The sequence below is a fragment of the Micromonospora sp. WMMD1120 genome, assembly GCF_029626235.1.
Lineage (GTDB): Bacteria > Actinomycetota > Actinomycetes > Mycobacteriales > Micromonosporaceae > Micromonospora.
In genome coordinates this window covers 5,205,500-5,227,105 of sequence record NZ_JARUBO010000005.1, presented here as the reverse complement: position 1 = coordinate 5,227,105, position 21,606 = coordinate 5,205,500, and the positions used below count along the sequence as shown (strand labels likewise).

The window sequence follows — 21,606 nt, the reverse complement described above, 5'->3', positions numbered from 1 at the left end:
GGGTAGTGCCCCCGGCCCGGCCGCGCCAATCCATCCTTTCAGGCGGTGACCGGAAACCACCCGTCTGATGCGCGTTAAACCCTCGGGTGTTGTCCGTCACGATGACCGTTTTCGAGATGCGGTCCGCGCTCCGATGGCCTTTCCTTGTTCGGGGGCAAGCGTCCGCGCGCGCCCGCCAGGCCCTCGGCCGCCCTGACACCGCTCACTCCGCCGCCACCGACGCCGGCGCGCACCACCCTGCCTGGACGGAGATCGACGTGACCCTGCGGGTCGACGAGCACAGCACCGCCACCAAGGACCGGGCCCACCGGCCCACCCTCACCTCCCGGCCCCCGCTCTCGACACCGCCCGGTCCGTCCGCGCAGCCCGGAGCGCCGGCGCCGGTGCCGCCCGGCCCCGGCATCCCCCCGCAGACCCGTCGCATCCTCATGCTGTCCTGGGAGTACCCGCCGGTGCTCGTCGGTGGCCTCGGCCGGCACGTGCACGCCCTGTCGGTCGCGCTGGCCGCCGCCGGGCACGAGGTCACCGTGGTCACCCGGCACAGCGAGGGCGCACCCCTGGAGGAGTACGCCGACGGCGTGCGCATCCTGCGCGCCCCCGAGGACCCGGTGACGTTCCCCCTGGCCACCGACTCCCTGCTGGCCTGGACCATGGCGTTCAACCACACCCTCACCCGGACCGCGCTGCGCGCCACCCAGGCCGGTTCCTACGACGTCATCCACGCCCACGACTGGCTGGTCGCGCACACCGCGATGACGCTGCGCGACCACCTGGACGTCCCGCTGGTCAGCACCATCCACGCCACCGAGGCCGGCCGGCACCAGGGCTGGCTGCCCGAGGAGATGAACCGCACCATCCACGGCGTCGAGCAGTGGCTCAGCGGCGAGTCCAACCGGGTGATCGTCTGCTCCGGCTACATGCGCGACGAGGTGAACGCCCTGTTCGGCGTCCCGGCCACCCGCGTCGACGTGGTCGCCAACGGCGTCGAGCCGCACCGCTGGCGGGTGCCCGCCCGCGCGGTCGCCGCCGCCCGCGCCCGGTTCGCCGGCGACGGCCCGCTGGTCACCTTCGCCGGCCGACTGGTGTACGAGAAGGGCGTCCAGCACCTGATCGCCGCCCTCCCCCGGCTGCGGGAGCGGCACCCCGGGCTGCGCGCCGTGATCGCCGGCGACGGCCCGTACCGCGCCGAGCTGGAGGCCGAGGTGCATCGCCGTGGCCTGGGCGGCATGGTCACCATGCCGGGCTTCCTCGGCGGCACCGACCTCCCCGCGCTGATGGCCGCCTCCGACTGCTTCGCGGTGCCGAGCATCTACGAGCCGTTCGGCATGGTCGCGTTGGAGGGCGCCGCGGCCGGCGCTCCCCTGGCCGTCGCCGCCACCGGCGGCCTCGCCGAGATCGTCGAGCCGGGCGACACCGGAATGACCTTCCGCCCGCACGACCCGGAGAGCCTGACCGACGCCGTCGACGCGCTGCTGGCAGACCCGGAGCGCGCCCGCGTGATGGCCCGCCGCGCCCGCCGGATGGTCCACGACCAGTACGGCTGGGCCGCCATCGCCCAGCGGACCGCCGCCAGCTACGCCGCCGCCATCGCCACCGACGCGGCGTTCACCGCCGAACGCGCCGAGCGGCGCATGTCCCAGGGCCGCACCCTTCCCGCGCTCCCCGACGGCAACCTCCTGGCCGCCGCCGGCCTGCGCTGATCCGACGGGCGCCCAGCCCCTCGCGCCGAGCGCGTGATCAACTCGCCTTCCGTGAAGTCGGGGTATCGGAGACGCTTCGATACCCCGACTTCCTGCAACCCGAGTCGATCACACTCCGGTTTGGGCACCCGGCGGTGGCCGGCGGGCAGTGCCAGAATGTGCGGATGTCTCGTCCTGTCGACGCCCTGGATACGGCGTTCCCGGTTGCCGCCTCGATCGCTCTAAACCTGATCCGCCGCCCCGAGGTGGTGGATCAGTGGTCACGCCCGAGTGCCCTGCCGCACCTGACCGTCGGCGGGTTGGCCTGCCACCTGGGCCGTCAGGCGGTCCGCGCGGCAGAGTTGCTGCCGATGCCGACCGAGCTGCCCCTGCTGGAGTCGGCCGACGACCACTACGAGCGGGCCGCCTGGGTCCGCGAGGGAACCCCGGACGAGAAGTCGGTAGCCGAGAGCGACGACGAGGCGGACGCGGCACGCGGGCCTGCCGACCTGCACGCCCGGTCCGCGTTCGCGGTGGAGGAGGCGGGCAACCTGTTGGCGCGGGTCGCGGCCCGTGACGTCGTACCGATTCCGTGGCAGGGCTGGGCCCTGCGGCGCGGGGATTTCCTGCTCACGCGTCAACTGGAGATCGTGGTGCACTCCGACGACCTAGCGGTGAGCATCGGCGTGGCCACACCGGAGTTTCCGGCGGAGGTCTTCGACCCGGTACGTGACCTGCTGGTCCGACTGGCGGTGCGCCGCCGTGGTCAGTCGGCGCTGATCAGCGCCCTGACCCGCAGCGAGCGGACCCAGGACGTCTCCGCCTTCTGAACCCTGGCCGTTCTGCCCCCACCAGCCGTTCTGCGCTCGTTCGCGGCTCGTTCCCGGCCCGCTCGTTCCCGGCCCGGCCGTTCGGCGGCCCCGCGCCCACTGCCCCTTCGCACCGCACCGCGCCGACCAGGCGCGGCGGCGGGCCATACGTCTCCCCTGCAAGCGCTGTAGAGCTGCCCCAGATATGGGGCAGGCGGTGCCAGCCAGGGGCGTGGACGGGCAGTGCCAAGCAGGCGCGTGGACGGGCAGTGCCAAGCAGGCGCGTGGACGGGAGGTGCCAGGGCGTGGACGGGTGGTGCCAGGCAGGCGCGTGGACGGGAAGTGCCAGCCAGGCGCGTGAACGGGCAGTGCCAGCCAGGCGCGTGAACGGGCAGTGCCAAGCAGACGCGTGAACGGGCAGTGCCAAGGAGGCGCGTGAACGGCAGTGCCAGGCAGACGGTGCGGGGCAGACGGTGCCGGACAGGCGCTGCCAGGCAGACGGTGCGGGATAGACGGCACGAACGGCGGTTCAGCCGAGGGCGGGACGCGGGACGGGCCTCTGCCGTGCCCCAGATTTGGGGCAGCTCTACAGGCACATGACGGGAGGCGGCCAGGCGCAGCCGCCGAGCCGGCCAGGGACCACCGACTCACCTCGGACCGGCCAACTCGACCCGATGGCGACAGGCCGCCGACCCTGGTGGGTCGACGGCCTGCGGTGGTGCGACGGGCCGGACGGTCAGCGGTCGGCGAAGGGGACGTAGTCCCGCTCGGCGGCGCCGACGTAGACCTGCCGCGGACGGCCGATCTTGGTCTCCGGGTCGTTGATCATCTCGCGCCACTGCGCGATCCAGCCGGGGAGCCGGCCGAGCGCGAAGAGGACGGTGAACATCTTCGTCGGGAAGCCCATGGCCTTGTAAATCAGGCCGGTGTAGAAGTCCACGTTCGGGTAGAGCCGACGGGAGACGAAGAAGTCGTCGGCGAGCGCGATCTCCTCCAGCTCCATGGCGATGTCCAGCAGCGGGTCCGGCTTGGCCATCCGGCCCAGCACGTCCTGCGCGGCCTTCTTGACGATCGCCGCCCGGGGGTCGTAGTTCTTGTAGACCCGGTGGCCGAAGCCCATCAGCTTGACGCCGTCCTCCTTGTCCTTGACCTTGCGGACGAAGGAGCGGACGTCGCCGTCACCGGCGTGGATCTGCTGGAGCATCTCCAGCACCGCCTGGTTGGCGCCGCCGTGCAGCGGGCCGAACAGGGCGTTCACGCCGGCGGACACCGAGGCGAACAGGTTGGCGTTGCTGGAGCCGACCAGGCGCACCGTCGAGGTGGAGCAGTTCTGCTCGTGGTCGGCGTGCAGGACGAAGAGCATGTCCAGCACCTTCGACATCACCGGGTCGACCTCGTACGGCTCCGCCGGCACACCGAAGGTCATCCGCAGCAGGTTGTCGACGTACCCGAGGGAGTTGTCCGGGTACAGCAGCGGCTGGCCGATCGACTTCTTGTACGCGTACGAGGCGATGGTGGGGACCTTCGCCATGAGCCGGACGGTGGAGATCTCCACGTGCTCGGAGTCGAACGGGTCCAGGCTGTCCTGGTAGAAGGTGGACAGCGCGCTCACCGCGGACGAGAGGACCGCCATCGGGTGGGCGTCCCGGGGGAAGCCGTCGAAGAAGCGGCGCATCTCCTCGTGCAGCAGCGAGTGCCGCCGGATCCACTCGGTGAACTCGGTCAGCTGCTGCTCGGTCGGCAGCTCACCGTAGATGAGCAGGTAGGAGACCTCCAGGAAGGAGGACTTCTCGGCCAGCTGCTCGATCGGGTATCCCCGGTAACGCAGGATGCCCGCGTCGCCGTCGATGTAGGTGATCGCGGATGAGGCAGCGGCGGTGTTGACGAAACCGGGGTCGTACGTCGTCATCCCGGTTTCCTTCAGCAGCTTGCTCACCCCGATACCGGCGGGGCCCTCGACCGCAGGATGTACCGGCATCGACAGCTGCCCACCGGGGTGATCGAGCTTGACTTCCGTCATGTGGTTCCTCGCTTCGCCGGCAGATCTACGTTGAATTGCCTTCGCTTCTACCGTAATTGCGGCCTGTGGGACAACGCCCGCCGTGGTTCTGCGGTGAGGTATGCGTCACCCGATTCCCGACCGGACCGCCGGGAAACCAACCTCCCACCCGTCGGGACGAGCCCGAAGGGCGGGGCGGGACCCGTACCCCGGGCTGGTCAGGACAGGGTCAGGCGGCGCAGCGTGCCGTCCGTCGCGACCTGGTAGAGGTCGAGCCTGTTGGTTCCGGCCCGGAACAGGGAGTCGTCGGTGAGCAGCGCGGCGAACCGGCGTCCGCCCGGATCGGGCGGCACCACCGGGACGACGGCGCCGATCCGGCCGTTGACGGCGACCGCGAGCAGTGTGCCGTCCGGGACGCGGTCCGGGACGTCGCCCCAGACGAGCGCCGGAAGGGTGCCGGTGTCCGGGTCGGTGGCGGTGAACGCCGCCAGGTCGGCGACCCGGGCGCTGCTGCCGGCGGTCGGGCCGGCGCGCACCTCGGTGCCGACCAGCGGGTGCGGCGTCGGCGGCGGCGGCGCGGTGGGCACCCCGCCGGGGAAGGTGACCGGTTCCCCGGGGCGGTCGTAGAAGTGTTTCGTGCCGTCGGCGCGCGGGGCCTGCCGGGCGGAGCGGCCGTCGACGCGCCAGGGCAGCCGGATGTTGGCCTCGTCGGCGATCGTGGGCAGCAGGTCGACGTGTTCCCAGTTGCGGTCGTCGACCCGGCCGCTGGGCTGGCGGGGCTCCTTGACGAACATCGGCACCCAGGCGACCTCACCGGCGGCGGCCCGGACGGCGTCCATCCCGCGCCCCTGCGCGCCCGGCCGGAAGCTGACTCCGTGGTCGGCGGTCACCACGACCAGGGCCTGGTCGTAGAGGCCGCTGGCGCGCAGGGCACGCAGTGTCGCGCCGATCAGCCGGTCGGTGTAGCCGAGCTGGGCGAGGTGCCGTTGTCGGGCCAGGTCGACCCAGCCGGCCCCGTCGTTGGGCAGGTCCTCGGGGGCGTCGTAGCGGGCTCCCGACGGCAGGTACGCCCACGGTGAGTGTGGCATCAGCAGGTGCAGGAAGTGCAGTGTGGGCCGGGCGGTCGGCTTCAGCCCGGCCACGAAGCTGGTGAACCGGGCCGGCTGGTTGTCGTCCAGGCTGTCCCAGCGGAACTTCGGGTCGGCCGGCACGGGTTCGGCGGCGTCCAGGCCGGCCTCGGCGCGGGTCTGCTCCCGGTAGGAGTCCTCCGGGTCCACGGCGCTCTCGGTCGGGCCGGCGAGGTGGCCGAGCAGTCTGCCGGTCTGCCGGACCAGCACCCCGAGCCCCTGCTCCGGGGTGGCCGGCTGCTCGCAGCGGCTGGGCGGGCACAGCCGGGTGATGCTCTCCTCGGCGCGGATGTCGTACAGGCCGCCGAAGGCGGTGAAGATGTTGTCCGGGTACTGCGAGTAGTGCGGCGCCACCGACCGCGCCGGGTAGCGGCCGGTGAGCATCGCGGGCAGCGCGTTGGGCGTCCACCCGCTGACCCCCGTCGCGTTGCGGTACCAGGTCGACGCCCCGGCCAGCTCGGCGAAGGAGGGGTAGCGGGTCGCGTCGATCCGTCCGTCCGCGCCGAGCAGGCTGACCAGCGGCAGCTCGTCGAGGATCAGCATGACCACCGGCGGGTGCACCCCGGCGCCCTGCGCGGTGCCGGCCGCGCCGCCCTCGCCGCGCGGCAGCACCACCGCCGAGGTGGGTGAGGCGAGCAGGAACAGCGCCACGAAGGCCACCGGCCCGGCGGCGGCCAGCCGCAGCACCCGGCCCGGCGCCCGCCACCGCCGGTGCGCCACCGCGCCCGCGGCGCCGGCCAGCAGCGCCACCACCACCAGGGGTACGCCCCGAAGCGGCGTCACGTGACGGCCCACCTGCACCGCGAGCGCGGCGAGGAGCAGCCCGACCAGCGCGGTGTGGGTGAGCGCGCGGGCGGTCCGGCCGGCCAGTCGGGTCAGCGCGCCGAGCAGCGCCAGCGCGAGGGTGGGCACCAGTGTCACCACCGCGACCAGCAGCAGGATCTGCCCACGGTCGGCGCGGTGGAAGAGGAAGAAGTCCGGGCTGCGGCCGAGGACGTCCAGCAACGGCTGGGTGATCACCAGCCCGACCAGGGCGACGATCTCCAGCAGCCGGCCCCGCTCCCCGCGCCAGCCCCGCTCCCCCGGCTGCGAGGCGCGGCCCGGCGAACCAGCCAAGTCGGCCGGAGCCGGATCAGGCACTCCGCACCACCCGGTAGAGGGTCCGGGTGCCCGAGGGCAGCTCCAGTCGTTCGGTGATCTGCCCCCGGGCGGCGAGCAGCGTCTCGAACGCGTCGCGCCGGTAGTCCGGGAAGAGACCGGCGGGCTTGTTGGCGAGCAGCCGGGCGGCCATCGGGTCCTCCGGGTGCACGAACTCCACCACCAGCGCGCCACCGGGAGCGGTCATGCCGGCCAGCCAGTCGACGACCTCCGGCAGCGGCACGTTGCGCCCGATCGCCAGGTGGTGCGCCACGGCCAGGGCCAGCACCACGTCGGCGGACGCCCGTTCGGCGAAGCCGGCCCGCTCGACTCCCCGCCAGCCACCACCCGGGGACGGGTCGGCGAGGTCGAGCACCAGCGGCAGGATGCGGCGCTGCCCCTCGGCGCGCACCCTGCGGTACAGCTCGTCGACGACCGTCGGGTCCTGCTCGACGGCGACCACGTAGTCGGCGTGCCCGGCGGCCAGCCGCGCGTACCGGCCGTCGTTGGCCCCGAGATCGAGCACCAGTCGGGGGCGGGCGCCGGCGGCCACCGCGGCGGCCACGAACTGCTCCTTCGCCACCCGGTCGCGGACCGCGTAGTGGCAGGCGTTCTGGTAGTCCGACCAGTGGCTGCCGGTCGGGCGTCGGTCCAGCTTGCGGACCAGTCTCTCGATGCCGCGTACGCTGGCGACCAGCAGCTCCCGGGAGAAGCCGGCGGCCCGCAGTTGGTCGCGGACGTCGGTGGTGCTGGTGGCGGCGTTGCGCTGCTGCATGGCGGCGTGCAGGTGCAGGTGGGTCAGCACGCCGGGCCGCAGCCGGCGGGTCCCGCCGAACAGTGGTCGCAGCTCGTCGGCCTCGATGCCGTCGACCCGGGCGCGCAACCACGGCTGGAAGTCGACGCCCAGGTGGGCGGTGAGCATCAGCGGATAGAGCACGGTCTGGCAGAACTGCCGGTAGCCGGCCCACGGTTCGCCGTCGCGGAGCGGCTCGAACGAGCCGATGTCGATGAAGACCGGCTCGGCCCCGCGCCACTGGAGGTTGTACGCCGAGCCGTCCTTGGTGGTGAAGCCCTCGTCCAGCGCGGCGCGCAGGATCTCCAGGTGCAGCAGGGCGGCGTCGCGCAGCATGCCGAACGACCACTCGTACGGGTGGGAGACGAACGGGATGCGTTCGTGGCGCAGCACGGCGGCCCACGGTGCGCCGGTCGCGGCGGGCACCAGCGTCGGCGGGGCGTCCTCGGTGGCGCAGACCTTGCGCGCGGCGACGAGGGCCGGGAAGAACGTGCTGCCGGCCAGTGCCCTCCAGTGCGCAGCGGCCTGCGGGTCGAGCCCGCGCAGCACCTCGTCGCCGACGTGGAAGACCCGGTTGGCGGGGTCGCGGAACGAGGCCGGCTCGGGGCGTACCCCGGTGGGTGAGATCGCCATCGTGGGGACGGGCCCGCTCAGCGCTGGTCGGTGGGTTGACGGCGGAACCGGTCGACGAGCCGTCGCCAGTAGAGCTTGGCGGCGACCGCTGCGCCGGCCACCCCGCCGACGACCGCCTGCACGATCAGGCTGCCGGATCCCGCGTCCAGGTAGGCCAGATGTTCCACCGATCGCTCCTTGCCCTCGCCGTCTCGACACCGGCGTCCCGAGCATGCAGCGGTGAGGCTTTTAACCCAGAAAGCCGGACTTGTCCATCACCGTACGCCGGTGGTCGTCGCCGTCGCTCGCACATCGGCGGACTCCCAGCCGCGACACAGGGTCAGCTGGTGAACGCCGACCCGGCGACTACCGGTCGCCCCGCCGGGTAGTCCCCGCCATGCGGCGGTTCGTCAACTGGTCCGGCAGCCTCTCGTTCACCCCCCGGGAGTACGCCGAGCCGGCCGACGAGGACGCGGTGCGCGACCTGGTCGTCCGGGCCCGGCGGGAGGGCCGGACGATCCGCCCGGTCGGCTCCGGCCACTCGTCGAGCCCGCTGGCGCGCACCGACGACATCCTGCTCAGCCTCGACCGGCTCGCCGGCGTCATCGACGAGGACGACGAGCGGGCGCGGGTGTGGGCCGGGACGAAGCTCAAGGCTCTCGGCGAGGGCCTGTACGACGCCGGCCTGGCCATGGACAACCTCGGCGACGTGGACTACCAGTCCATCGCCGGGGCGACCGCCACCGGCACGCACGGCACCGGCCTCGGTTTCGGCAACCTCAGCACCCAGGTCACCGGCGTCCGCCTGGTCACCGGCACCGGGGAGGTGCTGGACATCTCGGCCGACGAGAACGCGCACCTGCTGCCGGCGGCCCGGCTGTCGCTGGGCGCGCTCGGCGTCGTCACCCAGCTCACCCTGGACGTGCAGCCGCACTACGAGCTGCGTCGCCGGGCGTGGTGCGCGGACCTGGAGTGGACTCTCGACCACCTGGCCGAACTCCAGCACACCAACCGGAACATGGACTTCTACTGGTACCCGCGCGGCGACCAGACGCAGATCCGCACCATGAACCGCGCCGACGAGACACCCGACGGGCGGGTGTGGGCCGCGCCGAGGGCGCCCGACCCCGGTCCGGGCGGCGCGCCCCGCGAGATCCGCTCCGGACCGGCGCACCGCATCATCCCGAAGGCGCGGGACCTGCGGTTCGAGGAGATCGAGTACATGCTGCCGTCCGAGGCTTTCCCGGCCTGCTTCGCCGAGGTGCGCCACCGGATCATGCGACGGCACCGCCGGGTCGCCGGCTGGCGGGTGCTGGTGCGCTCGATCGCCGCCGACGACATCTGGCTCAGCAACGCGTACGGCCGGCCCACCACCACCATCGCCTGCCTGCAGAACACGTCCCTGCCGTACGAGGACTACTTCCGGGACATGGAGGCGGTGTTCCGCCAGTACGGGGGCCGGCCGCACTGGGGCAAGAAACACTGGCTGACCGCCCGCGACCTGCGCCCGCTCTACCCGCGCTGGGACGACTTCCAGGCCGTTCGCCACCGCCTCGACCCGGACGGCGTCTTCGCCAGCCCCGACCTCACCCGACTGCTGGAGGGAACCTGATGCCCGACGTCGGCGCCCGCCTGTGGGTCGTGCCCGGCGGGCACATCCCGTTCCCCAGCGACGGCCCGGAACCGGAATTCACCAGCTTCGACCAGATCTGCCTGCTCAACGCCAGCGACGAGCGGGCCGACGTGGAGATGCACATCTTCTACGAGGACGCCGAGCCGGTCGGCCCGTACGCCATCGGCGTCGACGCGCGGCGGATCCGGCACGTCCGGGTCAACGACCTGATCGACCCCGAGGCGGTACGCCTCGACCGGCCGTACGGCTGCCTGCTGCGCTCGCCGGTGCCGGTGGTGGCGCAGTTCCTGCGCCAGGACACCCGGCTGCCGGGGGTGGTCGCGCTGACCTCGACGATGGCCCACCCGGCATGACCAGCACGGGCACACGGCGCGCTCGGGTCACCGAGGCGGTGCGCGCCGGCGTCGGGCGGCTGCGGACGTACCTCGTCGTGGCGGTGCAGGCCGGCCTGGCCGCCGCGCTGGCCTGGGTGGTGGCCGGCAACGTGCTCGGCAACCCGGAGCCGACCTTCGCCCCCGCCGCGGCCGTCGCGGTGATCGCCGCGTCGCTCGGCAGTCGGGCGCCGCGCGCGTTCGAGCTGGTCGTCGGAGTCGTCCTCGGCATCGGCGTGGGCGACCTGCTGATCGGCCTGTTCGGCACCGGCGCGTGGCAGACCGGTGTGATCGTCTTCCTGGCGATCGCCGGTGCGGTGCTGGTCCGCGGCACCGGGGCGCTGATGACCCAGGCCGGCGGTACGGCGGTGCTGATCGCCACCCTCACCCCGACCGCGCCCGACCTGGAGCTGCCGCGCACGATCAACGCGCTGGTCGGTGGGGCGGCCGGGCTGCTGGTGATGCTCGTGCTCCTGCCGATCAACCCGCTGCGCACCGTACGCCGGGTCGCCGAGCCCACCCTGGACCTGTTCGCCCGGGAGATGACCTCCTCGGCGCGGGCCCTCGCGACGGCGAACGGCGACCGGGCGCAGGCGGCGCTGGACCGGATGCGCGCCGCCGATCCGAAGCTCAGAGGGCTCGCCCAGGTGGCCACCGCCGCCGAGGAGGTGGTGCGGCTGTCCCCGGTACGGTGGCATCGCCGGGGCGCGATCGCCGCGTACCGGCGCGGGGTGACCCACCTGGAGCGGGCGTTGCGCACCAGCCGCGGCCTGGTCCGCCGGATCGTCACCACACTGCGCGACGACGAACCGGTGCCGGACGCGCTGCCGGCGGCCGTGGAGCACCTGGGCGAGGCGGTCCGGCTGCTGCACCGCGATGTCATCGCCGCGCAGGAGCCCGTGCAGGCCCGCGCCCGGGTGCTGCACGCCGTCCGCGAGGCGGGCACGGCGTGCCGGCAGGGGCTGGGCTTCTCCGGCACGGTGGTGGTCTCGCAGCTGCGGACCGTCGCCAACGACCTGCTCCGCGCCAGCGGAGTGCCCCGGACCGAGGCCCGCCGCCAGGTACGCGAGGCCGCCGCAAACCCCTCGCCCCCACCCCACCCCCCGTCCCCGCCCCCGCCCCCGTCCCCGCCCCCGTCGATCTTGCACTAAGGGTTGCCGTAATGCCCCTTTAGTTGGCTTTTGTCGACGCAGTTAGTGCAAGATCGGCGAGGGCGGGGGCGAGGGCGAGGGCGGGGGCGAGGGCGGGGGCGGGGGCGGGGGCGGGGGGTGGGGGAGGTGGACTGTGAAGACTGTGTGGCCTGGTTGGCTGTGCAGCGTGACGGTGCCGTGGTGGGCCTCGACCACCGCCGCGACGATCGCCAGACCCAGACCGGTGCTGCCGTGCGAGCGGGACCGGGAGCTGTCACCCCGGGCGAAGCGTTCGAACACCTCCGGTCGCAGCGGCGCGGGCACCCCGGGCCCGTCGTCGGCGACGCTGAGCACGGCGTGACCCGCGTCGGCGGCGAGCGTGGTGGTGACGGTGCTGCCCGGCGGGGTGTGCACCCGCGCGTTGGCGAGCAGGTTCGCCACCACCTGGTGCAGCCGGGCGGCGTCGCCGGGCACCTCCACCGCCACCTCGGGCAGGTCGAGCTGCCAGCGGTGCTCCGGGCCGGCCGCCTGGGCGTCGCCGACCGCGTCCAGCACCAGGGCGGTCAGGTCGACCGGTTCGACAGCCAACGGGCGACCCGCGTCGAGGCGGGCCAGCAGCAGCAGGTCGTCGACGAGGCGGGTCATCCGGATGCTCTCCGACTCGACCCGACGCAGCGCGTGGGCCACGTCCTCGGGCACCTCGTCGCGGCCCCGGCGGGCCAGTTCCGCGTACCCCCGGATCGCCGCCAGGGGCGTGCGCAGCTCGTGGCTGGCGTCGGCGACGAACTGGCGTACCCGCGTCTCGCTGGCCTGCCGCGCGGACAGCGCGTCGGCGACGTGGCCCAGCATCCGGTTCAGCGCCGCGCCGACCTGCCCGACCTCGGTGCCCGGGTCGGTGTCCGGCGCCGGAACCCGGACGGCGAGCGCCACCTCACCCCGGTCCAGAGGCAGCTCGGTGACCCGGGTGGCGGTGGCCGCCACCCGGTGCAGCGGGCGCAGCGTGGCCCGCACGATGAGCGCGCCGACGGCGCCGGCGACGAGCAGCCCGGCGGCGGCCACCCCGGCCTGCGCGGCCACCAGCCACCAGATGGTCTCCTGCACGCCGGACAGCGGGAACGCGACGACGCGTGTCCGACCGTCCCAGTACTGCCGGGCCACCGCCCGGTACTCACCGCGCGTCCCGAGGTCGACGGTGCGGGGCTCGGCGGCGACCGGCAGGTCCGCGAGCACCGCCACCTCCCCCACCGGCACCGCCTGCTCGTCCGGGAACGGGTCGTCGCCCGTTGGGCTCTCGGTCAGGGTCCGCGCGCTGGTCACCCGACCGTCGCTGATCACCGCGACCACGGTGCCGGACGGCGACCCGGCGGGAATGGCCGGCCCCTGCGCGTTGCCGGGAAAGGCCGGCCGCCCGGGGCCCCGCATCATCGTCGTGGGCGCGAGCTGCGCGTCCAGGCGGGCGACCAGGAAGTGCCGCAACGCCACGGTGGTCAGCCCGCCGATCGCGACGCTGACCACCGCGAGCAGCGCGAGCAGCGCGAAGACCAATCGGGTACGCAGGGAGCGCCCGGCCAGCCAGCGCCGGACGCCCCGCAGCGGGTGGCGGTCACTCGGCGGGCTTGAGGACATAACCCGCGCCGCGCAACGTGTGGATCATCGGCGCCCGACCGGCGTCGATCTTCTTGCGCAGGTACGAGATGTACAGCTCCACCACGTTCGCCTGGCCACCGAAGTCGTAGTTCCACACCCGGTCGAGGATCTGCGCCTTGCTGAGCACCCGGCGCGGGTTGCGCATCAGATACCGCAGCAGCTCGAACTCGGTGGCGGTCAGGGTGATCACCTGACCGCCCCGGCGTACCTCGTGGCTGTCCTCGTCCAGGCTGAGGTCACCGACGGTGAGGATGGCGTCCTCCCGGGCGGCCACCGCGAACCCGGAACGGCGCAGCAGTCCGCGCAGCCGGGCGATCACCTCCTCCAGGCTGAACGGCTTCGTCACGTAGTCGTCGCCGCCCACGGTCAGCCCGGCGATGCGCTCCTCGACCGCGTCGCGGGCGGTCAGGAAGAGCACCGGCACGGTGGGGGCGTCCTCCCGCAGCCGGCGCAGCACCTGGAAGCCGTCCAGGTCGGGCAGCATCACGTCGAGCACCACGGCGTCCGGCCGGAACTGCCGGGCGGCGCTGAGCGCGCTCATGCCGTCGCCGGCGCTGCGCACCTGCCAACCCTCGTACCGCAACGCCATCGACAGCAGGTCGGTGAGGGTCGGCTCGTCATCGACCACCAGCACCCGCACCGGCTCCCCGTCGGGGCGACGCAGCTCGATCCGGCCCGGCGCGATCTGCCCGTTCATGACCATGCCGGCCATCGTCGTCGGCGACCCTGAAGCCGGGCCCTGCGGGAACTGTGCGTCGGCTGTGCGACCCGGCCGCCGCGACGCCGTCTGCCGCTGGACGTCGGCCGCCCGGCCCGGCCGGCGTGCCGTCACCGGTCAGCCCTGCCCCGTCACTCGGACACCCCGTACGCGTCGGTGCGCACGAACCGCATACTCCACCCGCCCGCCTCGTCCGGCCGGTCGCGCTCGTAGAGGTGGTCGGGGCCGGGCTGCACGGGGCCGGTGCGGTCGGGATGGCGCATGATCCACCGTCGCGGCGGTGCGCCGTCCGACCCGGCCGGGAGCCGCCGGACCAGGCCGTCCGCCGGCCCACCGACGAAGCGTACGGTGACCTCGCCCATCGCACCGCCCTTCGGGTGACCGTGCCAGCACGGTGAGTGATGCCGGCCCTGGCTCGCAAGCTACCGCACCCACCGTCGCGGCGCAGCGACGTGCGGGGCTACCGGCCGTGAGTGCGTCGGACGGCGGTTTGCCCAGTTCGGCGGCCGGGTACCGCGATCGGAGCACCCGCCGCCGGCGGGGCGGGGACGAGGAGTGGTCGATGCGTACGCTGGACGGGCGGTATCAGCTCAAGCAGCGCATCGGCGTCGGTGGGATGTCCGAGGTCTGGCGGGCCCACGACCAGGTTCTCGACCGACCCGTCGCGGTGAAGCTCATCGCGCCCGGCCCGGACGAGCGACGGGGTCCGGTGGAGCGGATCCGCGCGGAGGCCCGCTGGGCGGCCCGCCTGGAACACCCGAACGTGGCGAGCGTGCACGACTTCGGCACCTCCTCCGCCCGGTCCGGCCAGCCGGTGCCGTACATCGTGATGGAGCTGGCCGAGGGCGAGACGCTCGCCGTGCACCTGCGGGCCGGTCCGCTCGACTGGCGCATAGCGGCACGGGTCTGCGCGGAGGTCGCCGCGGCGTTGGCCGCCGCGCACGCCGAGGGCATCGTGCACCGTGACGTCAAACCCGCGAACGTCATCCTCACCCCGGCCGGGGTGAAGGTGCTCGACTTCGGCATCGCCATCCCGGCCGGCGCGCCCGACCCGATGCCGGAGGGCATGGTGGTGGGCACCCCGGCATACCTGGCGCCCGAGCAGCTCGACGGCGCTCCCGCCACCCCCGCCGCCGACATGTACGCGCTCGGCGTGCTGCTCTACTACAGCCTCACCGCCCGGTTGCCGTACCACGCGGCCACCACGAGCGAACTCCTCGGCGTACGCCGCCGGCAGGCGCCGCAGCCGCTGCCGCCGATCGACGGGCTCCCACCGGAGGTCGCCGAGCTGTGCCACTCCTGCCTCGCCGAGGACCCCGAGCGCCGCCCCACCAGCCTGGTCGCGGCGTTGCTGCTCGCCGAGGCCGTCGACGCCCGGGTGTACGTGCCGATGACCCTGCCGACGACCCGCCAGCCGACCCTGCCGTCCCCGTGGACCGAACGGGCCGCCGCCGAGGCCACCGAGGCGATCGCGGTGGCGGAGGCGATGTCGGTCCCGGAGACGGTCAGCGCCGGCGAGCCGGCGGACGGGCCGGGGCGTACCGGCTGACCCTGCGCTCAGTGGCGTTTCGCCGGGCGGCTGCCGGGTAGCCGAGCCGGTGAGCGACGGGAGAAACGCGATGCCGGATCAGAGTTCCTGGCTGCGTGAGGCCACAGCGACAGCCAAGGGCGGTCACGTACGCACCGACGATGGCAGCCTCTCCACCGCGCTGGCGTCACCGCTGGCGCCGCACTGCACCGGGCTCACCCCGGAACAGTTGCTGGCCGCGGCCTTCGCCTCCTGCCTGCACCACGCAGCGGTCGAGGTCGCCGGGGAGATCACCGACGAAGCACACACCGTGCAGGTCCGGGCGGAGGCGAAGCTCGGACGCGACAACGACGGCCGCTACCGGGCCGACGTGCACGCCGAGATCTCCTCCGCCGGCCTGAGCCGGGACCAGCTGGCCGACCTGGTCGAGTACGCGGACCGGCTCTGGCCCTTCTCCAGCACCGACGCCAGCCGGCACCGGCTGACCGTCACGCCGGCGGAGAACGGCCGGCACTGACCCCGCGCCGCCGCGCCCCGCGCCGCCGCGCCGCGCCCCGCGCCGCCGCGCCGCGCCCCGCGCCGCCGCGTTGCGCCCCGCCGCGCGCCGCCCTGCCGCGCCCCGCCGCGCATGATCGACTCGGGTTTCCTGAAGTCGGGGCATCGGGTGCGCTGGGATGGCCCGACTTCCGTGAACTCGAGTTGATCAGGCTCGGGCAGGCCCTCTCGCCCAGAGGGTGTCGGGCAGCCGGCGTAGCGACCGGTCCGTTCGGCGGAACGAGGCGTCAGGTGTTCGGCCGAGGGGGACGAGACGAGCACAGGCACCGCCACACGGCCGTCCATCGCGCCGCTCTGGCCCCGCAAATCGGAAATAACCGTCTGGCCCGATCCGCGAGGTCAGATCACTTCGCCGGCTTTTTCGCCTTAAAGTCGGCATGATCTGGGCAAAATGTGGCTCATGCCACAGAAGGAGCCGGTGGCATCGGGCATTCAGGTCTTTAGCCTCGTCAGGTGCATCCCGACGACCCCTCCGCCCAGAAGCTGACCGACGCGCGCCCGACGATCCTGTCGGTCGACGCCGCATCAACCGAACGGACGATAGGCCGTCACCGCGCCCCCGAGCCGCCCCGGCGTCCCCTGCTGCGCTCGACTCCGGTCCGGGTGGCGCTGGCCACCGGCATGACCTGCTGTCTCGGCCTCGTCGCGGTCTCCTCCGCCCGGGGAGACGACGACGCGCCCCGCACCGTGGAGCCACTCGCCGAGGCGGTCGCCGACCGTGTCTCCATCGCCGACGAGCGCGCCTCCCGGTCGCTGGACCGCGATCTCGCCCCCGCCCGGGTCCTACCCAGCCCGGCGGTCACCCCCACACCCACCCCCACCGCCGTCCGCAAGGCGCCGAAGAAGCCGGTCAAGCCCCGCCGTCCCCGGCCGGTCGCCGGCCTCGACCAGGCGCAGATGGACAACGCGAAGATCATCGTGGACGTCGGCCTGGAGATGAAGATGCCGCGTCGCGCCCTGGTGGTGGCGCTGGCGACCGCCATGCAGGAGAGCAACCTATACAACCTGGCGAGCGACGTGCTCCCCGAGTCGGCGGAGTACCCGAACCAGGGCAGCGGCTCCGACCACGACTCGGTCGGCCTGTTCCAGCAGCGGCCGAGCAGCGGCTGGGGCACCGTGGCGCAGTTGATGCGCCCGTCGTACGCCGCGCGGGCCTTCTACAGCGCCCTGAACGAGATCCCCGGCTGGCAGGACATGAGCGTCACCGCCGCCGCCCAGTCCGTGCAGATCTCCGCCTTCCCCGACGCGTACGCGCAGCACGAGGACCGGGCGACCGTCGTCGCGGCGGCGCTCACCAGCTGAGTCGCCGAGCCGTCAGCGTCGCCCGGACGGCGGTACGGCGGCAGCCGCGGTCGGGGTGTCGGCGGGCACCTGATCCGCCGTCACCTGGCCCAGGATCTCGTCGACCCGCACCTCTCGCCGTCGCCGGGCGTCCAGCGCCGCCTCGACGTCACGTCGGGTCTGCACCGCGTCCGCGTACGCCTGCTCGCGCACCCGCCGCGCCTCCTCGCGGGCCTCGTCCAGGGCGACCCGGGCCTGCGCGAGGATCTGGGCGGCCTCGCGGCGTACCGCGTCGTCGGCGTACCGGGCGACGGCGGCGTCGCCCAGATCCAGCCGTCGCAGGAGCCCGCTGAGCGCCGCCGACTCCTGGCGGATCTCCTCCCACTCGCGGTCCGCCCCGGCCGCGCTCTCGGCCCGTGCCGCGAGACGTGCCAGGCGGATTCCCAGCTCGTCCAGGCAGTGGTCGACCTGGCGCTGGTCGTAACCGACCTCCACCACGGAGAATCTCATGTTGTCGCCCCCCAGGCAGCTGCTGACACGTCCCCCACCTGGATCCTCGACCGCGACGGCGGCCGGCGGACGGGTTCGGGGAAAATGGTCAGCATCCGCGCGGGCGCGGGACCCGCGTCAGGGTCGCTTGGGCAGCACGACGACCCGGCCGAAGAACTCGTCGATGCGGCGGACCACGTCGTTGAAGTCGTCCAGGTCGATCGGCTTGGTGACGTACGCGTTGGCCTGCAACGTGTAGCTGCCGACGATGTCGGTGTCCGCGTTGGAGGTGGTCAGCACGACGATCGGGATGGTCCGCAGGTCCTCGTCCTGCTTGACCGCGCCGAGCACCTGCCGACCGTCCATCCGGGGCATGTTCAGGTCCAGCAGGATCACGTCCGGCCGTCGGGCGCCCTGGTGGCGGCCCTCGGCACGGAGGAACTCCATCGCCTCCTCGCCGTCGCTGACCACGTCGATGACCTTGTCGACGTCGGAGTCCGCCAACGCCTCCTCGATCATCAGCACGTCACCCGGGTCGTCGTCGACCACCAGGATGCGTACCGGCTGCGTGCTGTCTTGGCCCATCACTACCTGCCTCGGGTTCGGCGGGGACGGGACCTGACGGTCACCGCGTCGGCGGGGAAATCTAGCCCATCAGGGGACGCTGTGAGCGCCCGGGTCGACCGATTCGGGCTCGTAGCGCAACACGTCGGCCAGGCCGGTCACGCGCAGCACCCGCTCGACCCGGCCGTGGACGCCGGTGAGCCGGAGCCAGCCCCCGTCGGCGGACGCCCGGTTGTCGCCCCGCACGAACACCGCCATGCCGGTGGAGTCGCAGAACGTCAGGTCGGTGAGGTCCAGCAGCACCCGGGTCTCCCCGGCGTCGAACAGCCTGTCGATGGCGGCGGACAACTCGGGGGCGGTGCTCAGGTCCAGTTCACCCGCGAGTCGCAGAGCGGCGCCATCGCCGTCGCGCTCGACGTAACCGACGCTGAACGACACCGTCTCCCCCTCGCCCCACCCTCCGGTGGACGTTTGCAGTGCGGCAAGTATACGCAGAGCTGACCCGGCCGCCGCCAAGCGCGGTGGTCGCCCACGGCGGGCACCGGCCGGCCACCGCGGGGGCAGCGGACACCCAGGTCAGTGACGGATCGCCGCACGGCCCTGGGCCAGCACCCGCTCGGCCCGGGGGAAGTCCCGCAACGCGACAGCGTAGTGCTCCAGGGGCAGGGCGACGGCGCCCGCCGGCACCCCACGGCTCACCAGGATCTCCGCCAGCCACTCGACGAACTCGGTGAACAGGGACGCGTCGTCGACGTAGACCGCCGCGGCCAGGAAGTCCACGATGTGACCCAGGTCGCTGACTGTCGCGTCGACCTGGGCCGGGGTGTAGGCGCGCACCGCCGGCACCCGTTCGCGCAACCGCGCCAACCCGCTGTCGATCAGCTCGGCGCGCCGGCGGACCAGGCTGGTGTACTCGTCGTCGGCCAGGTGGGCCAGTTGCGCCGGGGGCACGGCGCGCAGCGCCCGCTCGTCGGCGATCAACTCGGCCGCCGCCGGCGCGTCCGGCGCCCAGGCCACGCCGAGCCGCCGCGCCCAGCGACCGTCCGCGCCGAAGCCCCGTCCACCGACCACCACCGGTACGTCCGAGCGACGGCAGGCCTCGATCATGCGGTGCGCGTGCGGCAGGCGCATCGGCAACGCGCACGCCAGCGCGACAGCGTGCGCGTCGTGACGGTGCAGGTACGACACGAGGTGCGCGGCCGGCACACTGGCCCCGAGGAAGGTCACCTGCCACCCGCGCAACCGCAGCACCTCGGCCACCAGTCGGGGCGGCAGCGCGTGCCACTCGCCGTCCATGCAGGCGACCACGACCCGCCCGCGGGTGGACGCGGGCTTGACGTGCGCGACCACCGCCGCGATCACCTGCTCGCTGATGTGGGTGGCGGCGTGCTCCTGGGCGACGCTCCACTCGTTGCGGGCCCACCGCTCGCCCACCTCGGCCTGGGCGGGCGCGACCAGGTCGAGCAGCACCCGCTCGGCCGGCACGCCCGCGTCGAGCAGGTCGATCGCCATCTCGGTGGCGGCGAACTCGTCGGCGTCGGTGAGACAGTCCAGGTAACCGGCGTACGCCTCGCTCGGGACGACGGCGGCCGCGGCGGCGGTCACGCGTCCGCCTCCCCTGCTCCGTCGACGACCGCCGGGGCGGGCACCGCGTGCAGGTGCCGGACGCCGCGCCCGCCGGGGCCGGCCGCGCGCAGCGCCAGCACCGCGATGTCGTCGTGGTCGCCCTGGCCCAGCCAGTCGCAGGTGACCTGTTCGATCCGTTCGGCTAGGGCCGGCGCGGGCATCCGCTGGCAGCCGGTCACCGCGCTGACCAACCGTTCGGTGCCGAACTGCTCGTCGCCCCGGCGGCCACCCCGGGCCTCGGTCACACCGTCGCTGTAGAGCAGACAGGTCTCGCCCGGGGCCAGCCGCACCGTCACCTCGCCGACGCGCGGGTCGGGCACCACGCCGATCAGCATGCCGCGCAGCGGCACCGTCTCCACCTCGCCGGAGGCGCGCAGCACCAGGGGTGCCAGGTGCCCTCCGCCGGCCATGGTGAGGGTCAGGCCACCGTCGCGCTCCGGACGGGCCACGCCGAGCACGATGGTGGCGAAGCGACCCTGCCCGTGCGCCTGCGTCGTCTCCAGCAGCGCGTCGTTGAGCAGTCGCAGCAACCGTGCCGGGCGCGACTCCAACCGGTGCAACGCCTGCAGGCACTGGCGTAGCTGCCCGGTGAAGACGGCCGCCTCGACGCCCTTGCCCGAGACGTCACCGAGGAAGAAGACCGAGCCGCCGTCGGGTAGCCGGTGCGAGCCGTAGAAGTCGCCGCCGATGCGCAAACCCGCCTGCGCGGGACGGTACGCGGTGCCCCACTGCACACCGGTGGCCTCGGCCGGCTCGACCGGAAGCAGGCTGGCCTGGAGGGTGTCGGCGACCTCTGCCTGGTCGCGGTAGAGCAGGGCGGTGGTCAACGCCGCGCCGGCCCGCGCCGCGAACGCCCGGACCAGGTCGACGTCGGTCTCGTCGTACCAGCGGGTGGCCCGGCGGGCCACCAGCAGCGCGCCGACCGGCGCGGCCCGGCCGGGCAGCGGCACGACCCGGGCGACGGTCTCGGCGCCGGCGAGCGCGGGCAGCCAACCGGCGTCGACGGCCTGCTCGACGAGCCAGTCCACGGTGTGCGGCTCGACGCCGGCCAGCCCGTCGCCGATGGCCGCCGGCAGGTCGCCGCCGGTCAACACGCCGGTGTCGACGGTCGGGGTGTCGTCGTCGGCCCGCGAGGCCCGCCACCAGCGCGCCCGGCCGGCGCGCGGAGCGAGCACCAGCACGGCGACCTCGGCGAGGGTCGGCACGGCGAGTCGGACGACCGCGGCGGCGGCCCGGTCGGGATGCAGGGGGTTGCCCAGCTTGTCACCGACGACGGCCAGGAACGCCGCACGGGCCCGTTCGGCGAGCAGCGCGTCCGCGCTGTCCACACTGTCGGTGACGTCCTCGACGTACCAGCAGCAGCGTCCGCCGGAGAGCGGCACCTGGCGCGCGGTGAGCCGGCGCCCGTGGTGGGTGAACGCGCCGGCGTCACCGTCGGCGAGACCCGGCACCCCGGACGCGCTGAGCAGCGTGCCGGGCGTCACCTCGGGCAGCAGCCGCTCGGCCACCGGGCTGACGTGACGCACGACACCGTCGGCGTCGCAGACCACCAGACCCTCGCGGAAGTGCTCGACGACCTCGAACCAGTCGGGGGTGGACGAGTCCCGGTCGGGGGACAGTGGCGGCAGGGAGGCGGGGCGGGACGGAGCGTTGGCGGACCACGCCGTCGACCGCGTCGTGCTCGGCGTGGAGATCCGTCCTTCGCCCGGGTCGGTGTCCCTGACGTCGGAAGCAGTCACCAGCTGAGCCTCACTCCTTGTCGTCCACCCGATCCCGCTGCGGCACCGGCGTCTGTGGTCAAACCTCTCCGCCCACCCTACGCCGGGACGCGTCCGGTGGCATCTCGCGGCAGGTGGCGGTCGGCGCCACCAGCGCGCCCTGGCGGCGCGCCGGCGGCGCCCTTCGCTT

At 73.7% G+C, this 21,606-nt stretch carries 20 protein-coding genes; 8 read left to right on the top strand and 12 right to left on the bottom strand.

Annotated features, from left to right (window positions below):
• The first annotated feature begins 428 nt into the window (after positions 1-428).
• Entirely contained in the window at positions 429-1,700 is a 1,272-nt protein-coding gene (locus O7634_RS24005; RefSeq protein ID WP_278154059.1) for a glycosyltransferase family 4 protein, read from the top strand.
• A 164-nt stretch (positions 1,701-1,864) separates the two neighbouring features.
• Positions 1,865-2,509 carry a maleylpyruvate isomerase N-terminal domain-containing protein gene (locus O7634_RS24000; RefSeq protein WP_278152384.1) on the top strand — a complete coding sequence of 215 codons (645 nt, stop codon included), beginning with the start codon at positions 1,865-1,867 and terminating at the stop codon, positions 2,507-2,509.
• Between the two features lie 715 nt (positions 2,510-3,224).
• On the opposite strand, the gene O7634_RS23995 is transcribed toward O7634_RS24000, so the two are convergent.
• The 4 genes from O7634_RS23995 to O7634_RS23980 form a co-directional block, all read right to left on the bottom strand.
• Positions 3,225-4,508 (bottom strand): citrate synthase, encoded by a 1,284-nt coding sequence (locus O7634_RS23995; RefSeq protein ID WP_278152383.1) that lies wholly within the window; start codon positions 4,506-4,508, stop codon positions 3,225-3,227.
• Between the two features lie 197 nt (positions 4,509-4,705).
• The gene (locus O7634_RS23990) at positions 4,706-6,730 is read right to left on the bottom strand and encodes a sulfatase-like hydrolase/transferase (protein WP_278154058.1); all 2,025 of its coding nucleotides are present in this window, start codon (positions 6,728-6,730) and stop codon (positions 4,706-4,708) included.
• Positions 6,731-6,746: 16 nt separating this feature from the next.
• Complete coding sequence (locus O7634_RS23985; protein ID WP_278152382.1) at positions 6,747-8,177, bottom strand: class I SAM-dependent methyltransferase; 1,431 nt, start codon at positions 8,175-8,177, stop codon at positions 6,747-6,749.
• Between the two features lie 17 nt (positions 8,178-8,194).
• A complete protein-coding gene (locus O7634_RS23980) occupies positions 8,195-8,344 on the bottom strand; it encodes a hypothetical protein (protein ID WP_165947858.1) in 150 nt (49 codons plus the stop codon).
• Between the two features lie 209 nt (positions 8,345-8,553).
• Between O7634_RS23980 and O7634_RS23975 the strand changes: the two genes are divergently transcribed.
• The 3 genes from O7634_RS23975 to O7634_RS23965 are packed head-to-tail and all read left to right on the top strand — an operon-like array spanning position 8,554 to position 11,311.
• Positions 8,554-9,768 carry a D-arabinono-1,4-lactone oxidase gene (locus O7634_RS23975; RefSeq protein ID WP_278152381.1) on the top strand — a complete coding sequence of 405 codons (1,215 nt, stop codon included), beginning with the start codon at positions 8,554-8,556 and terminating at the stop codon, positions 9,766-9,768.
• On the top strand, positions 9,768-10,142 hold the full coding sequence (locus tag O7634_RS23970) for a sensory rhodopsin transducer (RefSeq protein ID WP_278152380.1): 375 nt from the start codon (positions 9,768-9,770) through the stop codon (positions 10,140-10,142). The genes O7634_RS23975 and O7634_RS23970 overlap by 1 nt, the downstream gene beginning before the upstream one ends.
• Complete coding sequence (locus tag O7634_RS23965; RefSeq protein ID WP_278152379.1) at positions 10,139-11,311, top strand: FUSC family protein; 1,173 nt, start codon at positions 10,139-10,141, stop codon at positions 11,309-11,311. Before O7634_RS23970 ends, O7634_RS23965 begins: the two co-directional genes overlap by 4 nt.
• A gap of 42 nt (positions 11,312-11,353) precedes the next feature.
• On the opposite strand, the gene O7634_RS23960 is transcribed toward O7634_RS23965, so the two are convergent.
• From O7634_RS23960 to O7634_RS23950, 3 genes are all read right to left on the bottom strand, one after another.
• On the bottom strand, positions 11,354-12,916 hold the full coding sequence (locus tag O7634_RS23960) for a HAMP domain-containing sensor histidine kinase (RefSeq protein WP_278152378.1): 1,563 nt from the start codon (positions 12,914-12,916) through the stop codon (positions 11,354-11,356).
• Positions 12,894-13,640 carry a response regulator transcription factor gene (locus O7634_RS23955; protein WP_278152377.1) on the bottom strand — a complete coding sequence of 249 codons (747 nt, stop codon included), beginning with the start codon at positions 13,638-13,640 and terminating at the stop codon, positions 12,894-12,896. Before O7634_RS23955 ends, O7634_RS23960 begins: the two co-directional genes overlap by 23 nt.
• Positions 13,641-13,786: 146 nt before the next feature.
• Entirely contained in the window at positions 13,787-14,017 is a 231-nt protein-coding gene (locus tag O7634_RS23950; protein ID WP_278152376.1) for a hypothetical protein, read from the bottom strand.
• Positions 14,018-14,217: 200 nt separating this feature from the next.
• Between O7634_RS23950 and O7634_RS23945 the strand changes: the two genes are divergently transcribed.
• The 3 genes from O7634_RS23945 to O7634_RS23935 all read left to right on the top strand — a co-directional run bounded on the left by O7634_RS23945 (position 14,218) and on the right by O7634_RS23935 (position 17,040).
• The gene (locus O7634_RS23945; protein ID WP_278152375.1) at positions 14,218-15,204 is read left to right on the top strand and encodes a serine/threonine-protein kinase; all 987 of its coding nucleotides are present in this window, start codon (positions 14,218-14,220) and stop codon (positions 15,202-15,204) included.
• Positions 15,205-15,274: 70 nt separating this feature from the next.
• Positions 15,275-15,700 carry an OsmC family protein gene (locus tag O7634_RS23940; protein WP_278152374.1) on the top strand — a complete coding sequence of 142 codons (426 nt, stop codon included), beginning with the start codon at positions 15,275-15,277 and terminating at the stop codon, positions 15,698-15,700.
• 491 nt (positions 15,701-16,191) lie between these two features.
• Positions 16,192-17,040 (top strand): hypothetical protein, encoded by an 849-nt coding sequence (locus tag O7634_RS23935; protein WP_278152373.1) that lies wholly within the window; start codon positions 16,192-16,194, stop codon positions 17,038-17,040.
• A 12-nt stretch (positions 17,041-17,052) separates the two neighbouring features.
• On the opposite strand, the gene O7634_RS23930 is transcribed toward O7634_RS23935, so the two are convergent.
• From O7634_RS23930 to O7634_RS23910, 5 genes are all read right to left on the bottom strand, one after another.
• Positions 17,053-17,529, bottom strand: coding sequence for an ATPase (locus O7634_RS23930; RefSeq protein WP_278152372.1), 477 nt, complete (start codon positions 17,527-17,529; stop codon positions 17,053-17,055).
• A gap of 117 nt (positions 17,530-17,646) precedes the next feature.
• The gene (locus tag O7634_RS23925) at positions 17,647-18,093 is read right to left on the bottom strand and encodes a response regulator (protein WP_278152371.1); all 447 of its coding nucleotides are present in this window, start codon (positions 18,091-18,093) and stop codon (positions 17,647-17,649) included.
• 69 nt (positions 18,094-18,162) lie between these two features.
• Positions 18,163-18,510: an STAS domain-containing protein gene (locus O7634_RS23920; RefSeq protein ID WP_278152370.1), complete on the bottom strand. Its 348-nt coding sequence runs from the start codon at positions 18,508-18,510 to the stop codon at positions 18,163-18,165.
• Positions 18,511-18,648: 138 nt separating this feature from the next.
• Positions 18,649-19,677 carry a cobalamin-dependent protein gene (locus O7634_RS23915; RefSeq protein ID WP_278152369.1) on the bottom strand — a complete coding sequence of 343 codons (1,029 nt, stop codon included), beginning with the start codon at positions 19,675-19,677 and terminating at the stop codon, positions 18,649-18,651.
• Positions 19,674-21,437, bottom strand: coding sequence for a PP2C family protein-serine/threonine phosphatase (locus O7634_RS23910; RefSeq protein ID WP_278152368.1), 1,764 nt, complete (start codon positions 21,435-21,437; stop codon positions 19,674-19,676). Before O7634_RS23910 ends, O7634_RS23915 begins: the two co-directional genes overlap by 4 nt.
• Between the last annotated feature and the right edge of the window lie 169 nt (positions 21,438-21,606).